The following is a 17205-nucleotide window of genomic DNA, read 5'->3' as shown; positions in this document are numbered from 1 at the left end:
CAGATATGACAATGAGCAAAATACTTTCTGATAAAACATACGATGTCGTCGTCGTAGGTGGGGGTATAGTTGGACTGGCAAGCGCCTACGCCGCCGTTAAAAAGGGGCTGAGTGTCGCGGTTGTAGAACGCCAATCGCAGAACAAAGATGCCTCTGTGCGTAATTTTGGATTTGTGACCGTCAGTGGTCAACTGCGCGGCGAGCATTGGCAACGCGCCATGCACTCGCGTAATGTTTGGGCCGAAATTGCCCCAAAAGCAGGTATTCAGGTAGAGCATATCGGTTTGCATATGTTAATGCAGAGACCTGAAGCGGTAGATGTTGCACGAGCCTTTTTAAAGACGGAAATGGGTGAAGGGTGCCGACTACTGACACAGTCTGAAATTAATGAAGCCGCGCCTTATCTGAACAAGGGAGAAGGGGTGTTATATAGCCCGCATGAGCTTAGAGTGGAGTCCAATACTGCAATTGCTAAGCTGGCTCATTGGTTACAAGAGACGCAGAGTGTGGACTTTTATAATCATACCACGGTGACTTCGGTGGAATTACCAAAAGTGCATACCAGCCGTGGTGTCCTTAACGCTGAGCATTGTGTGGTCTGCCCAGGAGCTGACTTTACTGGCTTATATCCAGAAGTACTCGCTAAGACCAAAGCTAAAATGTGCACGCTGAATATGATGCGAGTCATGCCTAAACAAGCATTTAGATTAAATGCCGCTGTCATGTCAGATTTGAGCTTTGCCCGTTACGATGGATTTGCTCAGTTACCTGAAGCTAAGGTACTAAAGAGCTTACTTGACGATATTCAAAGTGTAGAGCGTCAAGCAGGCGTTCACCTAATTGTGGTTCAGTCTGAAGATGGTTCACTAATCCTTGGCGATAGTCATGATTATAGTGATAGAGAGCTGCCGTTTAGAGACACTCGAATTGATGAGTTAATCATTAATGAGTTTAAGCAGGTTATGGATATTGGTGAGATAGATATTACTCAGCACTGGTTGGGTGTGTATCCAAGTGCGGATAAGGTGGTATTTAAGACATCACCTGAAAAAGGCGTGGTTGTCGGCACTGTGACTGGCGGCACTGGCGCATCGACAGGCTTTGCATTTGGTGAAGAGTTAATTAATTTAGTATTGGAGTCAAAATAATGAGTACAACTATTAATAGTATTAAAGAGCAATTTGATCATATTAAACTATGTGTTTTCGACATGGCTGGCACGACAGTAGATGAAGATAACTTAGTCTATAAAACCGTACGTAATGCCGTCAATGAAGCACTAAAGAGCGCTGGCAAGTCAGATCAGCAAGTTAGTCTTGAGTTGTGTTTGGAATATGGTGCAGGTAAAGAAAAACGCAACGCTATCTATGATATTTTAAACAGGCTAGATTTATCTGATTCTGACATTGAATCGTTAACGGATACTGCATTTGTAACTTTTAAACAAAGCCTTGAAATTGCTTATAGCAAGGACACTTTATCTGAGTTTGAAGGCATGTCAGCGTTGTTCGAGCAGTTAAAGGCGAGCGGTCGTAAAGTGGTATTAAATACAGGATATGATGCTAAGACTGCTAATAAAATTTTGACTATCTTAGGTTGGTCTGTGGGGAATCAAGTAGATGCACTAATAACAGCCGATGATGTAGATAATGGCCGTCCAGGTCCTGATATGATTATACTTGCGATGAAACAGTTCAATGTTGATAATTCACAGCAGGTGTTAAAAGCAGGGGATAGTGGTATCGATATTGAAGAAGGTAGGAATGCAGGGTGTGGGCTGGTTTTAGGTGTGCTATCTGGTGCACAAAATGAGCAGCAGCTGGTGAAATATTCACCTGATGCCGTTTTAGACAAGCTGACTGATTTAAAGGCGCTTATTTAACTCAAAGCTAGATCTAAGCTTCAATATACAAAACAGGATGGTAGAGCCATAAAAGTCATGACTTTTATGGCTTTTTTAACTTGGAGGGATTGTTCCAGATTCTGTGTAATTGTTGTTTAGATTAAAGGCTTACTATAGTTAATCTTATATAAAATCGATACAATCCTATTAACAACCACATTTAATGAAATAAACGATGACCTATTCAATCGACTTTCGCAAACAAGTGTTACGAAGCATTAAAGACGGGATGACGATTCGAGAAGCCGCTAACTTTTATCAGCTTAGTACAAGCTCTATTCACAGCTGGCAGCAGAGCTTAACTCCTAAAACAGCCAGAAATAAAGCACCGACTAAAATATCAAATGAAGCCTTATTGAAAGATGTTGAGCAGCATCCAGACGATTATATGTACGAGCGAGCACAGCGTTTAGGTTGTAGCAAGTCAGGTATAGAAGCCGCATTAAAACGCCTTAGCATCAGTCAAAAAAAAGACACTAGACCACCCGAAATCTTGTCCAATAAAAAGAGCTGAGTATCACAGTAGGCTTGATAGCTTTAAGCAGCAAGGCTATCCCATTATTTATATGGATGAAAGCGGCTTTGAGGCTGAAACCATCAGACCTTGCGGCTATGCACCGATAGGTAAACCTTGCATTGATCGCTACAACTGGCAAGCAAAAAAGCGTACGAATGTCATTGGTGCTCTGTATGAAAAGATGCTGTTTGCGCTTGATTACTTTGAGCAGAATATCAATGGGAATATATTTTACAACTGGTGCAAGTTCACGCTTATTCCAAGTCTTAAGAGCAAGTGCGTGATTGTCATGGATAACGCTAGGTTCCATAAAAATAAACGCATTCAAAAGTTACTCAATAGATAGGGTTATCGCATTATATGGCTGCCACCCTACAGTCCTGATTTAAACCCTATCGAGAAAAAGTGGGCACAGGCAAAATTTCTGCGTCAAGGCTGGATAGAGAATAATCTACCTAAACTACTTCATAATATGGGCTGTATCGATTTTATAAAGACTTAACTATATACGTGGTAACTTTAGAGATCGTCAAAACACCCGAAATCGAGGATGAGTTATTGAATAATGAACAAGTGCGTTCTTCAGTAGCGCGAAATTTAGGGGTAGAAAAGTGCGGTATGCCAATTGCTACTGGTCAGATTAATTGGCGATTACGACTAAGTGTTCTACAGACACCGCACTACGAGATATCAATTTCCGTAGAAATACAGTAGCTGTTATTCGATTTGTTATTTCATAGAGATTAACTAAACGTATAGCATGTAGGTTTTAGAAAAGCGATAATGTGGCTTGTAGAGGTTTTGTAGCTTCTGTTTGGCTAAATTACTAAGACTCAGTATAGCTGTTAAGTTTATTCAATAACTCCGATAGCCGTCACCTCGTCACGGTCTACCTAAACCTGATGAGTACTAACCACCACCTTGCTGTTCTCAAGCGCTACTTGATATGTATTGAGTTTGACACTCTCATCATCCAAGCAGTACCCAGTAACTAAATTAAAGCGCTGCTTGTAAATGGGCGAGGCGACATAAAGCACTTCTTCAGTGCCTCCGATATCATCTACGATAGTAGTGCCACCAATCAAACCGCGAGAGAGTACATTGGCTTGACTAAAGGGATCGAAATTATCAAGGGCAAATAGGTGATTATGCTTGGTGCGAAAAATAGCGATTTGCTTACCATCTATTAGCGCGCAAACGCCAGTTTCATGGAGAATGTCTTGCAGTTGGCAAACGGTGTGCTGAGTCATGGGGTGTCCTTAGTATTTAACGAGTAGCAAATAAAACATAAGACTTCAAACACAGCCACATTAAAAGGGGTTAGCGCTGTGTTTGAAGAAAGCAGTAAAGTATTTATGCCAACTCAGTCACTTGGATTTTGGCTTTTTCAGCGTCCGTCGCTGGGCGAATCTGATTGCGCTCGCTGACAAAGATGACGTTATCATCGCCTTGCTCACTGTTCACAAAATGACGGAAGCGTTTAAGCTTTTCGCTATCAGTAATAGTGGCTTTCCACTCACAGACATAGTTATCGACCAGCAGCTGCATTTGTGCCTCAAGCTCATCTGCGATACCTAAGGTGTCGTCAATAATGACCGCTTGTAGATACTCAAGTCCACCATCCAAGCTCTCACGCCACTTTGAGGTACGCTGTAGCTTATCGGCGGTTTTGATATAGAACATAATAATACGGTCGATATACTTGACCATCGTTTCAGTATCAAGGTCGGTTGCGAACAGCTCGCCATGGCGCGGAGTAATGCCGCCGTTACCACCGACGAATAAGTTCCAGCCATTCTCGGTTGCGATCATGCCAAAGTCCTTACTTTGCGCCTCAGCACACTCGCGCATGCATCCTGATACGCCCATCTTGATCTTATGCGGTGAGCGTACGCCTTTGTAGCGATCCTCTAATCTAATCGCCAGACCCATACTGTCATCCACCCCATATCGACACCAGTCATTACCCACACAAGACTTGACCGTGCGTAACGACTTACCGTAGGCATGACCCGTCTCAAAGCCTGCTTCTACCAGTTGTGTCCAGATATCAGGTAATTGCTCCATACGCGCGCCGAACAGATCGACTCGCTGTCCGCCAGTGATCTTGGTGTATAGATTGAACTCTTTGGCGACTTGTCCGAGTACGATGAGCTTGTCGGCGGTGATCTCACCGCCCGGTACACGGGGTACGACCGAATAAGTGCCGTCTTTTTGGATGTTGCCTAGATAGTAATCATTACTGTCCTGTAGTGGGGTCAGCTCAGGTTTGAGTACATAATCATTCCAGCATGAGGACAAGATAGAGGCGACGGTCGGTTTGCAAATCTCACAGCCATGACCGCTACCGTGTTCAGTGAGTAGCTCATCAAAGGTTCTGATGCCATGGACGCGAATCAAGCTATAAAGTTCTTGACGAGAGTAGGCAAAATGCTCGCACAAATTGTTATTGACCTCAAAGCCCAATGTAGTCAGCTGATAGCTTAAGGTGTCCTTGACCATGGGCGCACAGCCGCCACAGCCAGTACCTGCGCTTGTCACCGCTTTTACATCAGCAATAGAGTAGGCGCCATTTTCGACTGCGGCGCAGATAGTGCCTTTGGTGACGTTATAGCAAGAGCAAATCATGGCGGTATCTGGTAGATTATCGATGCCCATGACGGGCTTTTCGACATTAGGTAAGATTAGACTCTCAGGATGCGCAGGCAAGTCAATATCATTGAGATACAGCTGTAATAAGTTATTGTAGTCTTCGGTATCGCCGACCAGTACCGCACCAAGCAAGCGCTTGTTATCAGATGTCGTTACTAACTTCTTGTAGATACCTTCGGCAGGATTCTGATACAGATAACTCAGTCCACCCTCAGTCGTACCGTGGGCATCACCGATACTACCGACGTCTACGCCCATGAGCTTGAGCTTGGTACTCATATCAGCACCAGCAAATATTTGCTCGCTATCACCTGCAATTTGCGCCGCGCAAATGCTCGCCATACTATAGCCTGGCGCAACCAAACCAAATACCTTGTTGTCCCATACCGCACACTCGCCAATGGCGTAGACGTGATCAGCGTTAGTACGGCAGTGCTCATCGATCAAAATCCCGCCACGACTGCCCATCTCAATACCGCACTCAGGATTGCTTTTGATAATGCCATCTTGCGGTCGAATACCGGCACTGAACACAATCATATCGGTGTCGAGCGACGTATTATCCGCAAACTGCATGGTCAAATAGCACTCCTCATCGCTCGCGCCATTTGGATTGGATATAATCTCTTTGGTGTTTTTACCTGTCAAGACAGTAACGCCCAGTGCCTCTATTTTGCGTTTTAAGATCTCACCGCCAGCCACATCAAGCTGAACACCCATGAGTTGCGGCGCAAATTCGACCACATAAGTCTCAAGCCCTAGGGTCACGAGTGCTTTTGCCGCCTCAAGTCCCAGCAGACCACCACCGACCACCACGCCTTTTTTTACCTTAGGTAATTCGGCAATACCCAAAATCTCATCCAAATCAGCAATGGTGCGATATACGTGACAGTGCGGATGCTCGCGACCAGGAATCGGCGGCACAAAGGGGTAGGAGCCTGTTGCCAAAACCAGCTCGCTATAGTGAATCTGCTCGCCTGCTTCTGTGGTGATGGATTGAGTCGTCGAATCGATATCTATAATGCGCTGATTAAGATGCAAGTTCACCTTTGAGGATTCGTAAACGTTGAGATCGACAAGGTTGAGCTTACTGGCATCTTTGTGCTCAAAATAGCTGGATAGATAAACGCGATCATAAGCAGGGCGATCCTCTTCAGCGAAAACATGAATCTCAAACTGCTCATGGAGCCCTTGCTCAATGGCGCGCTCAACGAAATGATGTCCGACCATACCATTGCCAATTACTACTAAGTTGCCTTTGCTACTTGTATTCATTGTAGTGCTACTCATGCGTCTGTCCTTTTAAAAGGGGGATTGACTGAATGCTCTGTATAAACACGGGATTTGCTTACACTCGATAATGACTATGCTCAATATGGCTCAATATGGCTCAACATAGCTCAAGATGTTTTAGGAGCTTTTATTGGCGACATCACCCAAAAAAGCATTCAGATACCTACTGTTAATAAGACTTCAATAATCGTGCCAAGCACAAATGTAAGTTGCCATATCTATAGGGTTTTTACTGACAGAAGTGCAGGGTTGCATCAGACCTTATAAAGGTATTGGACACACAGGAGCACAATTATCAAAGATGACTAATCGTAGAGCGATAAGCAGATGTTTTATTTTTAAGTCAAGTTTGATTGCACCAAATTAGATGCACCGCGCACCAAATTAGTGTTCATTGCAATTATTAATGCACAGTGAAAGCTCTAACAAGGTCGGGTCAGTACTATCAATATTTATATAGTATTAGCTATTCATCACAACGGTTGTGCCTTATAGAACAACGTGTAACTACTATATTAGTAGGCTAATATTCACTTTTTTATAGGTTTATATAAAGACAACTGGCATAGCCATTGCACCGCGTTTAGGGTCTAAACCGATAAGTTCTTTAAACTTAACTTGTTACCTTTATTTAAAAATAATCCCAAAGTTAGCCCTTTAAGGAAGCTGCCTATGTCATCATCAAGCCCCGCTACCCCTACCAAAGATAAGCTGAATGTCTTATCGTTTGCGGGTAAAAATAAAATCCTTCACTTAGGTTGGATGGCATTTTTTCTCACCTTTTTTGTATGGTTCAACCATGCGCCGTTCCTATCAGCGATTGGCGAGACCCTTAATCTAACCAAAGATCAAGTCAAAACCTTACTTATTCTAAACGTCGCACTGACCATTCCGGCTCGCGTCATCATCGGAATGCTCACCGACCGCTTCGGTCCACGCATCGTCTATACGGCAATTTTAGCCATTGGTGCCATTCCCTGTTTTACCTTTGCCTTTGCGCAGGATTACAACACCTTAGCGTTATCTCGGTTTTTACTTGGGTTTGTGGGCGCAGGGTTTGTGGTTGGTATTCGCTTGATGAGCGATTGGTTCCCTACCAATGAGTTGGGTACGGCAGAAGGTATCTATGGCGGTTGGGGCAACTTCGGTTCGGCGGCAGCGGCGCTGTTATTACCCACCATTGCTATCATTGCCGCAGCTATATTTGGCGGCGATGAGGGCTGGCGGTATGCGACGGCTATGTCGGGCGTTGTGATGGCGCTTTATAGTATTGTTTTTTATAGAATGGCACGTAACACCCCTAAAGGCGCAACTTACTTTAAGCCTAAGAAGTCTGGCGCGATGATGGTGACCTCATCAGGGGATTTTTGGCTGATGATGGTCTTTAAATTACCGATGTATTTGGCATTGGCACTGCTAGCGTGGAAGCTATCACCGTCGGGTGTCAGTTTGCTCAGCCAGTCGAGTGTTACGATTGTCTATATTGGCTTAGCGCTCTTATATGTCTATGAGTTCATCAGTAGCTACCGCTTTAATAAAGAGGTGTTTACCACATCTGTTCCTGAGGCGCATCGTTATGACTTCAAACAAGTTGGTATCTTAAATGTTCTATACTTTGCGACATTTGGCTCAGAGCTTGCCGTCGTCTCTATGTTGCCACTGTTCTATCAAGAGACCTTTAGTTTATCGATTGTCATGGCGGGTGTATTGGCATCGAGCTATGCCTTTATGAATCTAATGTCACGTCCCGGTGGCGGCTGGCTGAGTGATAAGTTTGGCCGCAAGATTACCTTGCTTATTCTAACCGCAGGTCTAGCCGTTGGTTATCTATTGATGGGCTTTTTAGATTCAACATGGCCACTCGCGCTAGCGCTACTAATCACGATGTTTTGCTCGTTCTTTGTCCAAGCAGGCGAGGGTGCGGTCTTTGCCGTCATTCCACTGATTAAGCGCAGTATGACAGGACAATTTGCTGGTATGACGGGTGCTTACGGTAATGTCGGTTCCGTCGTTTATCTTACGGTGCTGAGTCTCGTCTCTTATCAAGTGTTTTTCTTTGTCATTGCCGCAACAGCAGTTGTTGGGTTCTTTGCTTTATTTTTACTCAAAGAGCCAGAAGGCGTCATTATCGAAGAGATGCCAGATGGCACGTTTGCTGAGATTCAAGTGAGTCATAAATAACGCCAAAGAACTAAAAAACCAAATAGGAATGACTTTGAATACTACTCAAAAAGCCAGTCAAAAAGCCAGTCAAAGTGCTAATGAGCAAGACACTCATAATAATCAGCCAGACGATTGCGCTGTGAGTGCTCAAATAAGCACTGATGCTGAATCTAGCACTGAGTCTGGCGGTCAGTCATTCTTACTTTCATCACCAAAATTGTCATCTACAACATCCAATCACTCTAAGGCAGATCATGCCTTGTGGTGGCTTGATTTTTGTACGATGAAAGGGCGTAAAGCACAAAACCAAGATAGTCTTTTGATAACCACTTGTTTGCCGTATCATTTTTTAGATAAAACATTAGATAGCACGAACGAGTCCAACTATTTTGAAGCGATAACAACACCTCCTGCGCCCTTGCTAGTGCTTATGGCAGATGGGGTAAGCGCTTGTCAGTTTCCAAAGCAAGCCAGTCAACTGGTTATTAATACCGTCGCTGACAAGATCACGTTAGCCTTGTCAAAATTGGCCCGAATACAATATGAGTCGCCAGAGCGCTCTGATACTGACAATCAAAAACAGAAACAGACCCAAATCAATAACAAGAATCATCAAGCTTTAATAACGGGCTTTGACGACGATCAAATCGCTAGTCTCATCAAGATCGCGGTCAATAAGGCTAATGATACCCTGTGCATCCCGCAAGCCTATCAGCGCGTACCGCCTTTGTTATCCACATTGTCAGGCTTATTATGTATTGGCGATCGTATTCATCTGTTTCATACGGGTGATTCACGTATTTATCGTATCGGGATAGACAGTCTGACCGTACTGAGTGAAGATCATCGTATCCATCGCGGTCAAGACAAAGGAGCGCTCTCAGCGGCGATTGGGGCGGATACGCAACTGGATCTGCAACAGTCGGTATTTACATTACATCAAGACGAATCTTTAGCGATCATGACTGATGGCGTGTATGAGCATATCGACGCCACAGAGCTACAGTTTGAGCTGTGTGCCGCAGCTACCAGTATGTTTGAATCGGTCGCAGCCGAGCACAAGTTACCTACTGGGTTTAACGCCAGTCAGACAATCTGCGAACATGCTTTTGCTGAAGGTAGTCATGATAACTTGAGCATGATGATGCTTAGCATGGATGCAGCGCCACGCCAATCTGGTCAAGTAAGCGCTTTGGGTAGCTCAGATCATTTGGATAGCCCAGACCAAAGTAATAGCGATAGCGATATGCCTCGTTATCGGCTACCGACAGGCTTAGAAGTCGGTGATAGTATCGACGGGTTTACGGTGATGACTATTATCGCGCGTACGGCTCGCAGTGATGTGTATTTGGTACAAGATGAGCATAACAACGACTTTGTTTTAAAGTCGCCTAGCCTTGATACTATCGATGATGGTCATTATTTGCGTGATTTTTTGAAAGAGCGCAAGATTGGCCTTAGTCTCTCAAAACATCGACGCGCAGGCGAGTCCGCTTTTAATCAAGCTGATCCTAATCGGTTGCACACGGTAGCCCCAAACGGTAGCAGCACCCAAAGTCAAAGTATAGGTTCTGGACTCAGTGCATCAGGACTGCTGCGTTACTACCCTGTACCTGCCAGTACCACCTATCTGTATCACTTAACTGAATATATTGAAGGCGAGAGCTTACGCGATTTTATTGAACGTAATGCGCCGTGTGATGTCTGGCAAACCTATGATCTGCTCACCAAGATCGGTATGGCGGTGCGCGTGATGCACCGCCATTATCTATTGCACCAAGATATCAAACCTGAAAACGTGCTCTTAACCCAAGCAGGCGCGGTCAAGCTGATTGATTTTGGCTCGGCAAGCTCCTCTATTCTAAAAGATAGTACGCGCCCGCCTAATGGCGACTTGCACTACGCTGCACCAGAGTATTACACCGATGCACCAAAAGGCGTGCATTCAGATCTTTTTTCAATCGCGGTGATCGGCTATGAGCTATTGACAGGACAGCTGCCGTTTGGCACACAAGATCTGATGAATCCGCAGCAGGCTTTAGTGATGCCCGCCCAGCCGCTACGCCAAAACAACATACCCGCTATCAGTCAACAGGCACTTATGCGGGCGTTACATGCTAATACCAATGCGCGCTATCAAGCCATCGGTGAGTTCTTACAGGATTTTAACCCTGATAATAGGGCGAATAGTCGTGACCCTGAACCCCTCATTCAGCGTAACCCTTTACTGGTATGGCATAGCATTTGCTTTATACAGTTTGTCGTCATTGTCTTATTGTTGTGGGCTTATCTGGCATAAGTGCCTACGCTCAAAACATACATTATCAATGACAGATCACTATTTATTTTACGCTGCACCACGCGGCTAAGGATACTCTCTATGTCGCTTCATAAATCAAACACAGGCGCACCATACGATAGTCATTTAACAGACACTTGTGTCTCTCAAACAGCTGATAATGACAGCCCCAATGATAACGCTGGTATAGTCATCATTGGGGCTGGTATGGCAGGCAGCCGTTTTGCTATTGAGCTGGCACGGGCGCAGCAGCTAAATGATGCTGACGTCCATCCGCCAATTACCTTGATTAGCAAAGAGAGCCACGTGGGCTACAACCGCATTATGTTATCGCCTGTACTGGCGGGAGATACCGCGTTTGATGATACTTATTTATATGACCAATCAGACTATGAGCAGTTGGGCATTAGGGTGCTGGCTGGGGTCAGCGTGGATACGATGGATACCAATCAGCAGTGTATTGAGCTTGATAACGGGCAGACGCTACACTATACCAAGGTAGTGATCGCTACAGGATCAACGGCTCGCGTGATACCGTTTCCCAATCATAAGGCTAAAGGGGTACATGTCTTTCGAGATTCTATGGATGTCAGCACACTGACTGAATACGCTCGTCAAGGCAAAACGGGACTCGTGATTGGCGGCGGGGTATTGGGACTGGAGGTGGCGTGTGCTCTAGCAGGACAAGGGGCGAGCATGACGGTCATTCATGTGGACGCTTACGTACTCAACACCCAGCTGGATCTACCTGCTGCAGAGTTACTACAAGCTGAGCTGAGTCGCCGCAACGTTGGGCTTGAGGTGTCTGCCAATACCGAAGCGATTGTCATCAATGAGACCGGCGAGGTGTGCGGATTATCTCTAAAAGACGGGCGCACCTTAGCTACTGATTTTATTGTCATGGCAGTCGGTGTGATGCCTAATACGGTGCTAGCCAAAGACAGCGGCCTTGAGGTTAATCGCGGTATTATCGTTGACAACTGTATGCATACCAGTTGCCCGCATGTCTATGCAATCGGCGAGTGTGTGGAGCTTGATGGCGAGCTGTTTGGGATGGTCGCGCCCGTCAATCAGCAAGTCGATACACTCGTGACTGTGCTAAGAGATACCGTCATACCAGATCCTGCTATTGTATCGAATGCACCCTCACAAGAGCACTGGCAACCCTTCGTCAGCAAACCGTTGTCATTGAAATTAAAAGTATCTGGCGTGGCAGCATTCTCAGCGGGTGAAATCGCCTTTGACGATAGCACGGTTGAGCACATCGATACTTTGGTTTATCGTCAGCCTGCCCTCAATCACTATCACTGTCTCTACCTAAGAGACAACAAGGTTATCGGCGCAGTGCTATACGGTGACGTCAATGAAGGTAGCTTCTATAGTCAGCTGATTATGGATAATGTCGATATCACTCCTATAAAAGACAACTTGCTTTTTGGCGCGGCTTATTGCGATTTGGAAACCTTAAATTTAAGCACTACGCAAAAGAGTACGACAAGTGATGATAAAAACAATAGCAGAGTATGTGATCTAGTAGAGGAAGCCTCATGAATGATACCCTCATCGAAAAACCCCTAGAAATCTCTAAAGATACCCAAAATATGAACAGCCAAGTTATTGCAACACAGGACATAAGCGCGACTCAGACGAATCCGCTAGAGGCTTTGAATGAAAATTTAGCAACGACTATTCGCACCACATGTCCTTATTGCGGTGTTGGTTGCGGAGTCTTAGCTCGTGTCGATACAACGGGTAATATCAGTGTAACAGGCGATCCTGAGCATCCTGCCAACTTTGGTAAACTATGCTCAAAAGGTAGTGCGCTCGCGCAAACCTTGGGCGCCGCGCGCCGATTGACCCAGCCTTACTATCAAAACAAGCTAGCAGCTATGCAACAGCAACAGCAACAGCAGCAGCCGATGCTAGTAAACCCATTAGAGACAGCCTCTGACAAGAGCCTTGTAGAGATGTCGGCTACCAAACCGCGCATTGCAAACACCGACTGGGAGACTGTGTTAGGAGATATTGCTCATCGCCTAAACGACACCATCGACAAACACGGCCCAGATAGCATCATGCTGTATGTTTCAGGGCAGCTATTGACCGAAGACTACTATGTGGCTAATAAATTCATTAAAGGTTTTATCGGTAATAATAATATCGATTCCAACTCTCGACTGTGTATGTCATCAGCGGTTGCAGGGCATAAGCGAGCGTTTGGCGCAGACTTAGTGCCGGGCAATTATAAGGATTTGGAGGCTTGTAACTTATTGGTGCTCGTCGGCTCAAACATGGCGTGGTGTCATCCTATTTTATTTGGCCGCTTTTTAGCCGCCAAAAAAGCCGATCCTAATAAAAAGCTCATCGTCATTGACCCGCGTCGTACCGACTCTTGTGAATTTGCCGATTTGCACTTGCCGATTGCTGCTGGCACAGACACCCATTTATACAATGGTCTGTTGCATTATCTAGCGCAGCATGGGTGCCAAGATGACGAATACGTCGAACAAAGCCTAGGTATAGCCGCCGCTTTGAGCGCTGCTAACCCATGGAGCATTGATAAGGTGGCGAGCGCCTGCCAAGTGCCAGCCGAGAGTATTCGCCAGTTTTATGACTCGGTTGCGACTACTGATAAAACAGTGACCGCCTTTAGTATGGGCGTGAATCAATCCAAAAGTGGCACTGATAAAGTCAATGCCATCATCAATACCCATCTATTCACTGGGCGTGTGGGCAAAGTAGGCGCCAGTCCGTTTTCGCTCACAGGGCAGCCTAATGCCATGGGCGGACGAGAGGTTGGGGCGCTTGCGAATTTATTGGCGGCGCACTTGGACTTGGATAATGCCGATCATCGGCAACTGGTCGCTGACTTTTGGGAGTCGCCTCAGGCTATCACCCCAGAAGTTGGTGTTAAGGCGTGTGATGCTGCGGATGCGATCTTGGATGGTCGTATCAAAGCCATTTGGATCATGGCGACCAATCCTGTGGTCAGCTTGCCAGAGGCGGATAAGTTCCGAAAAGCGCTCGCGCACTGCGATTTGGTCATAGTGTCTGACTGCTCAGTGGACAGTGATACGGTGCACTGCGCAGATATCGTCTTGCCCGCGCAAGGATGGGGCGAAAAATCTGGTACCGTCACCAACTCTGAGCGACGTATCTCTCGTCAGCGCCCTTTGATGCCTGCGACAGGGGTTGCAAAACCTGACTGGTGGATACTGTCACAAGTCGCCACACGCATGGGGTTTTCAGGGTTTAACTATCAAGATCCTAGCGAGATATTCAATGAGCATGTGGCATTGACAGCTTATCGCAATGACGGCTATCAAGAACAAGGTACAAGCGCTACTGTATCTACTAATAATCAACCTCGTTTTCTTAACCTTGCGAACGATTTGACCGCATTTACTACCGATATAAAAGAGAGTAATCAACCTAGTCATACAGCCCCGATGGGTGCGCTGAGCGTTAAGGACTATGATGAGTTGCTGCCCTTTCAATGGGGTGGCACGCGTATCTCGATGATTAATACCGCAGATGATTCAACCGATAATTCCTCTGAACAAACTAACTCTTGCACTAAAGCTCAACTGATAGCGATTACGCCCGCTGATGATGCCAGTCTACCTAATTTGCATCAGCTTAGAGAGCCGCGCAACCAGCGCTATAAAGAGGATTATAATAGTGTAAATCAGCAACCGCTCAATCAGCCTGCTATTGATTTACGCCTCATCACTGGCAGACTACGTGATCAGTGGCATACGATGACGCGTACTGGCCTTGCCCCGCAGCTCAATCAACACCAATCCGTACCAACCGTCACCATACATCCTGATGATGCACAGCGATTAAATTTATCGAATGATGATTTTGTACAGCTCTACCGCAAGTATGACAATAGCGTGCCAGCTACTAACAATGCCAATAACGATGCGACTGCTGCGACTGATAAGGCATCTTTTGCTAATGAGGCAGCAACCAGTCAAGTGCTGGTACAAGTGTCGATTAGTGATGCGATGCGCGCGGGCGATGCGTTTATGCCAATGCACTGGAGCAATGCTTTTGCCAGCTTTGCTCGTATGGGTACACTGGTACCAACCGTAGTGGACCCGCATTCAGGACAGCCTGAGCTCAAAAACTCCGCCATTAGTATCATCCCAGTGCCGATGCAAGCTTTTGGCAAGATTTTGGTGCATCCTGACTGGCAAGACGCCGTTATAGTGCAGCTACGTACTATTTTGGCTAGTTTTGATGCCCAATTTAATCAGCCTTTATCAAGTCAGCCTCCCGCACTCACTTGGAATCTAAGCCATCAAACCAACAGCGTGTTGTTTCATATTGCAAGCCCGATGGCTCAGAGTAGCGACATACTATGCGACCCCGAATTTTGGCAGCAGTTTGTAGCGTCTATGCAAATGCCTTCTAACTCATTATCAAAATCATCACTTAATCCATCATCAAACGCACTGCCACAAGCAGGGATCAACACCGCATTTACGATTGATAAATCGCACAATCAATTGCGCTTTATTGTGACTCAATCGGACTACAGTACAGCAGTAGATCAGTCTGCCACAGACAGCATGGCGACTGAGGTTGATCCGTCTGAGCAACTCATGATGGCTGTGTATCTAGCACCAATACCACAGTCATTGCCTAGCGTCCATTGGCTTGATAGCTGTTTTGCTGATACTACTCAGATACCGAAAGAGCAGCGCTATAAATGGCTATTAGCAGGGCGTCCTGCCAGCGGTTATATCGATCCCGGTAAGCTAGTCTGCTCGTGTATGGCGGTTGGAGAGAATATCATTATTAATGCGATTACTAAACATGATTGCACGAGTGCTGTAGCGGTTGGCAAACAGTGCCGAGCAGGTACCAATTGCGGCTCTTGTGTCGGTCAGATTAATGAATTGATTGCGCAACACGCGCCGCTTGCAGAGACTTAAACAAGTACATGGCACATCGCTTGCAGCTTATAGCGAGCTATCATTCAAAGGTAGTCACCGCTTAAACGACTTGTATCGAATCGTCTAACGGATAAATGTCTACTTTTCTATATTTATGCTGTTTTTAGGAGCTATCGCCATGACCGATTCATCTGAAATTATGCCAAGCCATACCACTTATGATTTAACGAATCAAAGTTGTGCGCAAAATGCCAAGTCATCCGATAGACGCAGCCGCACAAGTACAGGCATAGTCTATTTGGTAGGTGCAGGCGCAGGTGATCCTGAGCTATTGACGCTCAAAGCATTGCGAGTGATGCAGCGTGCTGATGTCGTGCTCTATGACAGCTTAGTATCGCAAGATATCCTGGATATGTGCGCGATAACAGCCGAAAAAATATTCGTCGGTAAACGCCGTGCCAATCATGCGCTGCCGCAAGAGAACATCAATGAGCTCCTCGTAAAACATGCGCAGGCAGGCAAAACAGTGGTCAGACTAAAGGGCGGTGATCCTTTTATCTTTGGGCGCGGCGGCGAAGAGCTTCAAGAAGTCGTGCGTCATGGTATCTACTTTGAGTCAATCCCTGGGGTGACCGCAGCGAGTGCAGCGTCTAATCGAGCAGGTATTCCCTTGACGCATCGCGATCATGCGCAGTCCGTCAAGTTTGTGACCGCTTGCAAAAAGCTTGGCGCGCCCAACGATGACTATGCCGAACTGCTCGATACCACGCAGACAGTTGTGTTCTATATGGGATTACATCGATTGGAGGAGATGACACAAGGGCTTATAGAGGCAGGACGCGCTAGTGATACGCCATTTGCGGTTATCAGTCATGCCAGCTTACCCACACAGCAAGTGCTCATCGGCACACTTGATAGTATTGCTGATCAGCAAGCGACTGCGAACCTACCAACACCTGCATTACTGATTATGGGCGATGTGGTCAGCTTGCATAGCGAATTTGCAGATTATAACCTTGGGGGGTTGGGTAAAAAGGTGTTTTCTAATGTTGAAAAATCGATGACGACTAAAGGAGTGGTATCCGGTTTTGAAAGTGCTGTTTTATAGAATACCTATTATAAAACTTATGATGTATAGATAAACGGTGTTTCATTTTACGAAGTAAAATTGAGAGAAAAGCATGACATTAACATTAACTGTTGGTATTTTACTCTTTAACGAAGAGAGCATCACAAACTCTGTGTAACTGCCATTTAGATTAAATGCTTACTAATACGGTCATCAAACATAGCCATAAAACCATTAAGAGCAGCCGTCTAGTTACGAACCGGCTTTGACCACTTTCTGAAGGCCTATTGGGTTGATAGATAGACCACCTTGAATGCTGCTTGATCAAATGAGAATATTTTACGCTTTTCTGGCTTTTCATGCTTGGAGTAGCCTGACCCTTGCTGTCAATCCCGTAGAATC

General features: G+C 45.7%; 11 protein-coding genes and 2 pseudogenes. 10 read left to right on the top strand and 3 right to left on the bottom strand.

The genetic code is table 11. The features are described from left to right. Positions 1-5: 5 nt before the first annotated feature. From ACR63T_RS10300 to ACR63T_RS10280, 5 genes and pseudogenes are all read left to right on the top strand, one after another. Positions 6-1148 carry a TIGR03364 family FAD-dependent oxidoreductase gene (locus tag ACR63T_RS10300; protein WP_472783932.1) on the top strand — a complete coding sequence of 381 codons (1143 nt, stop codon included), beginning with the start codon at positions 6-8 and terminating at the stop codon, positions 1146-1148. Further along, positions 1148-1882, top strand: coding sequence for a phosphonatase-like hydrolase (locus ACR63T_RS10295; protein WP_472783931.1), 735 nt, complete (start codon positions 1148-1150; stop codon positions 1880-1882). The genes ACR63T_RS10300 and ACR63T_RS10295 overlap by 1 nt, the downstream gene beginning before the upstream one ends. A gap of 196 nt (positions 1883-2078) precedes the next feature. After that, complete coding sequence (locus ACR63T_RS10290) at positions 2079-2417, top strand: IS630 transposase-related protein (RefSeq protein WP_305898721.1); 339 nt, start codon at positions 2079-2081, stop codon at positions 2415-2417. A gap of 52 nt (positions 2418-2469) precedes the next feature. Further along, positions 2470-2922, top strand: a pseudogene (locus tag ACR63T_RS10285) (transposase). 8 nt (positions 2923-2930) lie between these two features. After that, entirely contained in the window at positions 2931-3134 is a 204-nt protein-coding gene (locus ACR63T_RS10280) for a DUF4172 domain-containing protein (protein WP_371747875.1), read from the top strand. 179 nt (positions 3135-3313) lie between these two features. Here ACR63T_RS10280 and nirD read toward each other — a convergent pair whose 3' ends face one another. Continuing rightward, positions 3314-3670, bottom strand: a complete 357-nt coding sequence (gene nirD, locus ACR63T_RS10275; protein WP_305898720.1) for a nitrite reductase small subunit NirD — start codon at positions 3668-3670, stop codon at positions 3314-3316. 103 nt (positions 3671-3773) lie between these two features. Then, a complete protein-coding gene (gene nirB, locus ACR63T_RS10270; protein WP_472783930.1) occupies positions 3774-6362 on the bottom strand; it encodes a nitrite reductase large subunit NirB in 2589 nt (862 codons plus the stop codon). Between the two features lie 675 nt (positions 6363-7037). On the opposite strand from nirB, the gene ACR63T_RS10265 reads away from it, so the two are divergent. The 5 genes from ACR63T_RS10265 to cobA all read left to right on the top strand — a co-directional run bounded on the left by ACR63T_RS10265 (position 7038) and on the right by cobA (position 16842). Next, positions 7038-8546 carry a NarK family nitrate/nitrite MFS transporter gene (locus tag ACR63T_RS10265; protein ID WP_472783929.1) on the top strand — a complete coding sequence of 503 codons (1509 nt, stop codon included), beginning with the start codon at positions 7038-7040 and terminating at the stop codon, positions 8544-8546. A gap of 265 nt (positions 8547-8811) precedes the next feature. Beyond that, complete coding sequence (locus ACR63T_RS10260) at positions 8812-10827, top strand: protein kinase domain-containing protein (protein WP_472785268.1); 2016 nt, start codon at positions 8812-8814, stop codon at positions 10825-10827. Between the two features lie 81 nt (positions 10828-10908). After that, positions 10909-12378: an NAD(P)/FAD-dependent oxidoreductase gene (locus tag ACR63T_RS10255; protein WP_472783928.1), complete on the top strand. Its 1470-nt coding sequence runs from the start codon at positions 10909-10911 to the stop codon at positions 12376-12378. Continuing rightward, positions 12375-15773, top strand: a complete 3399-nt coding sequence (locus ACR63T_RS10250) for a molybdopterin-dependent oxidoreductase (RefSeq protein WP_472783927.1) — start codon at positions 12375-12377, stop codon at positions 15771-15773. Before ACR63T_RS10255 ends, ACR63T_RS10250 begins: the two co-directional genes overlap by 4 nt. Positions 15774-15912: 139 nt before the next feature. Then, positions 15913-16842 carry a uroporphyrinogen-III C-methyltransferase gene (cobA, locus tag ACR63T_RS10245; protein WP_472783926.1) on the top strand — a complete coding sequence of 310 codons (930 nt, stop codon included), beginning with the start codon at positions 15913-15915 and terminating at the stop codon, positions 16840-16842. A 146-nt stretch (positions 16843-16988) separates the two neighbouring features. Here the strand turns inward: cobA and ACR63T_RS10240 are convergent. Beyond that, positions 16989-17150: pseudogene (locus tag ACR63T_RS10240) on the bottom strand (IS256 family transposase); the annotation flags it as partial. Positions 17151-17205: the final 55 nt, after the last annotated feature.

Source organism: Psychrobacter sp. M17(2026) (genome assembly GCF_055699815.1).
This window is presented reverse-complemented; position numbering and strand designations above follow the sequence as displayed.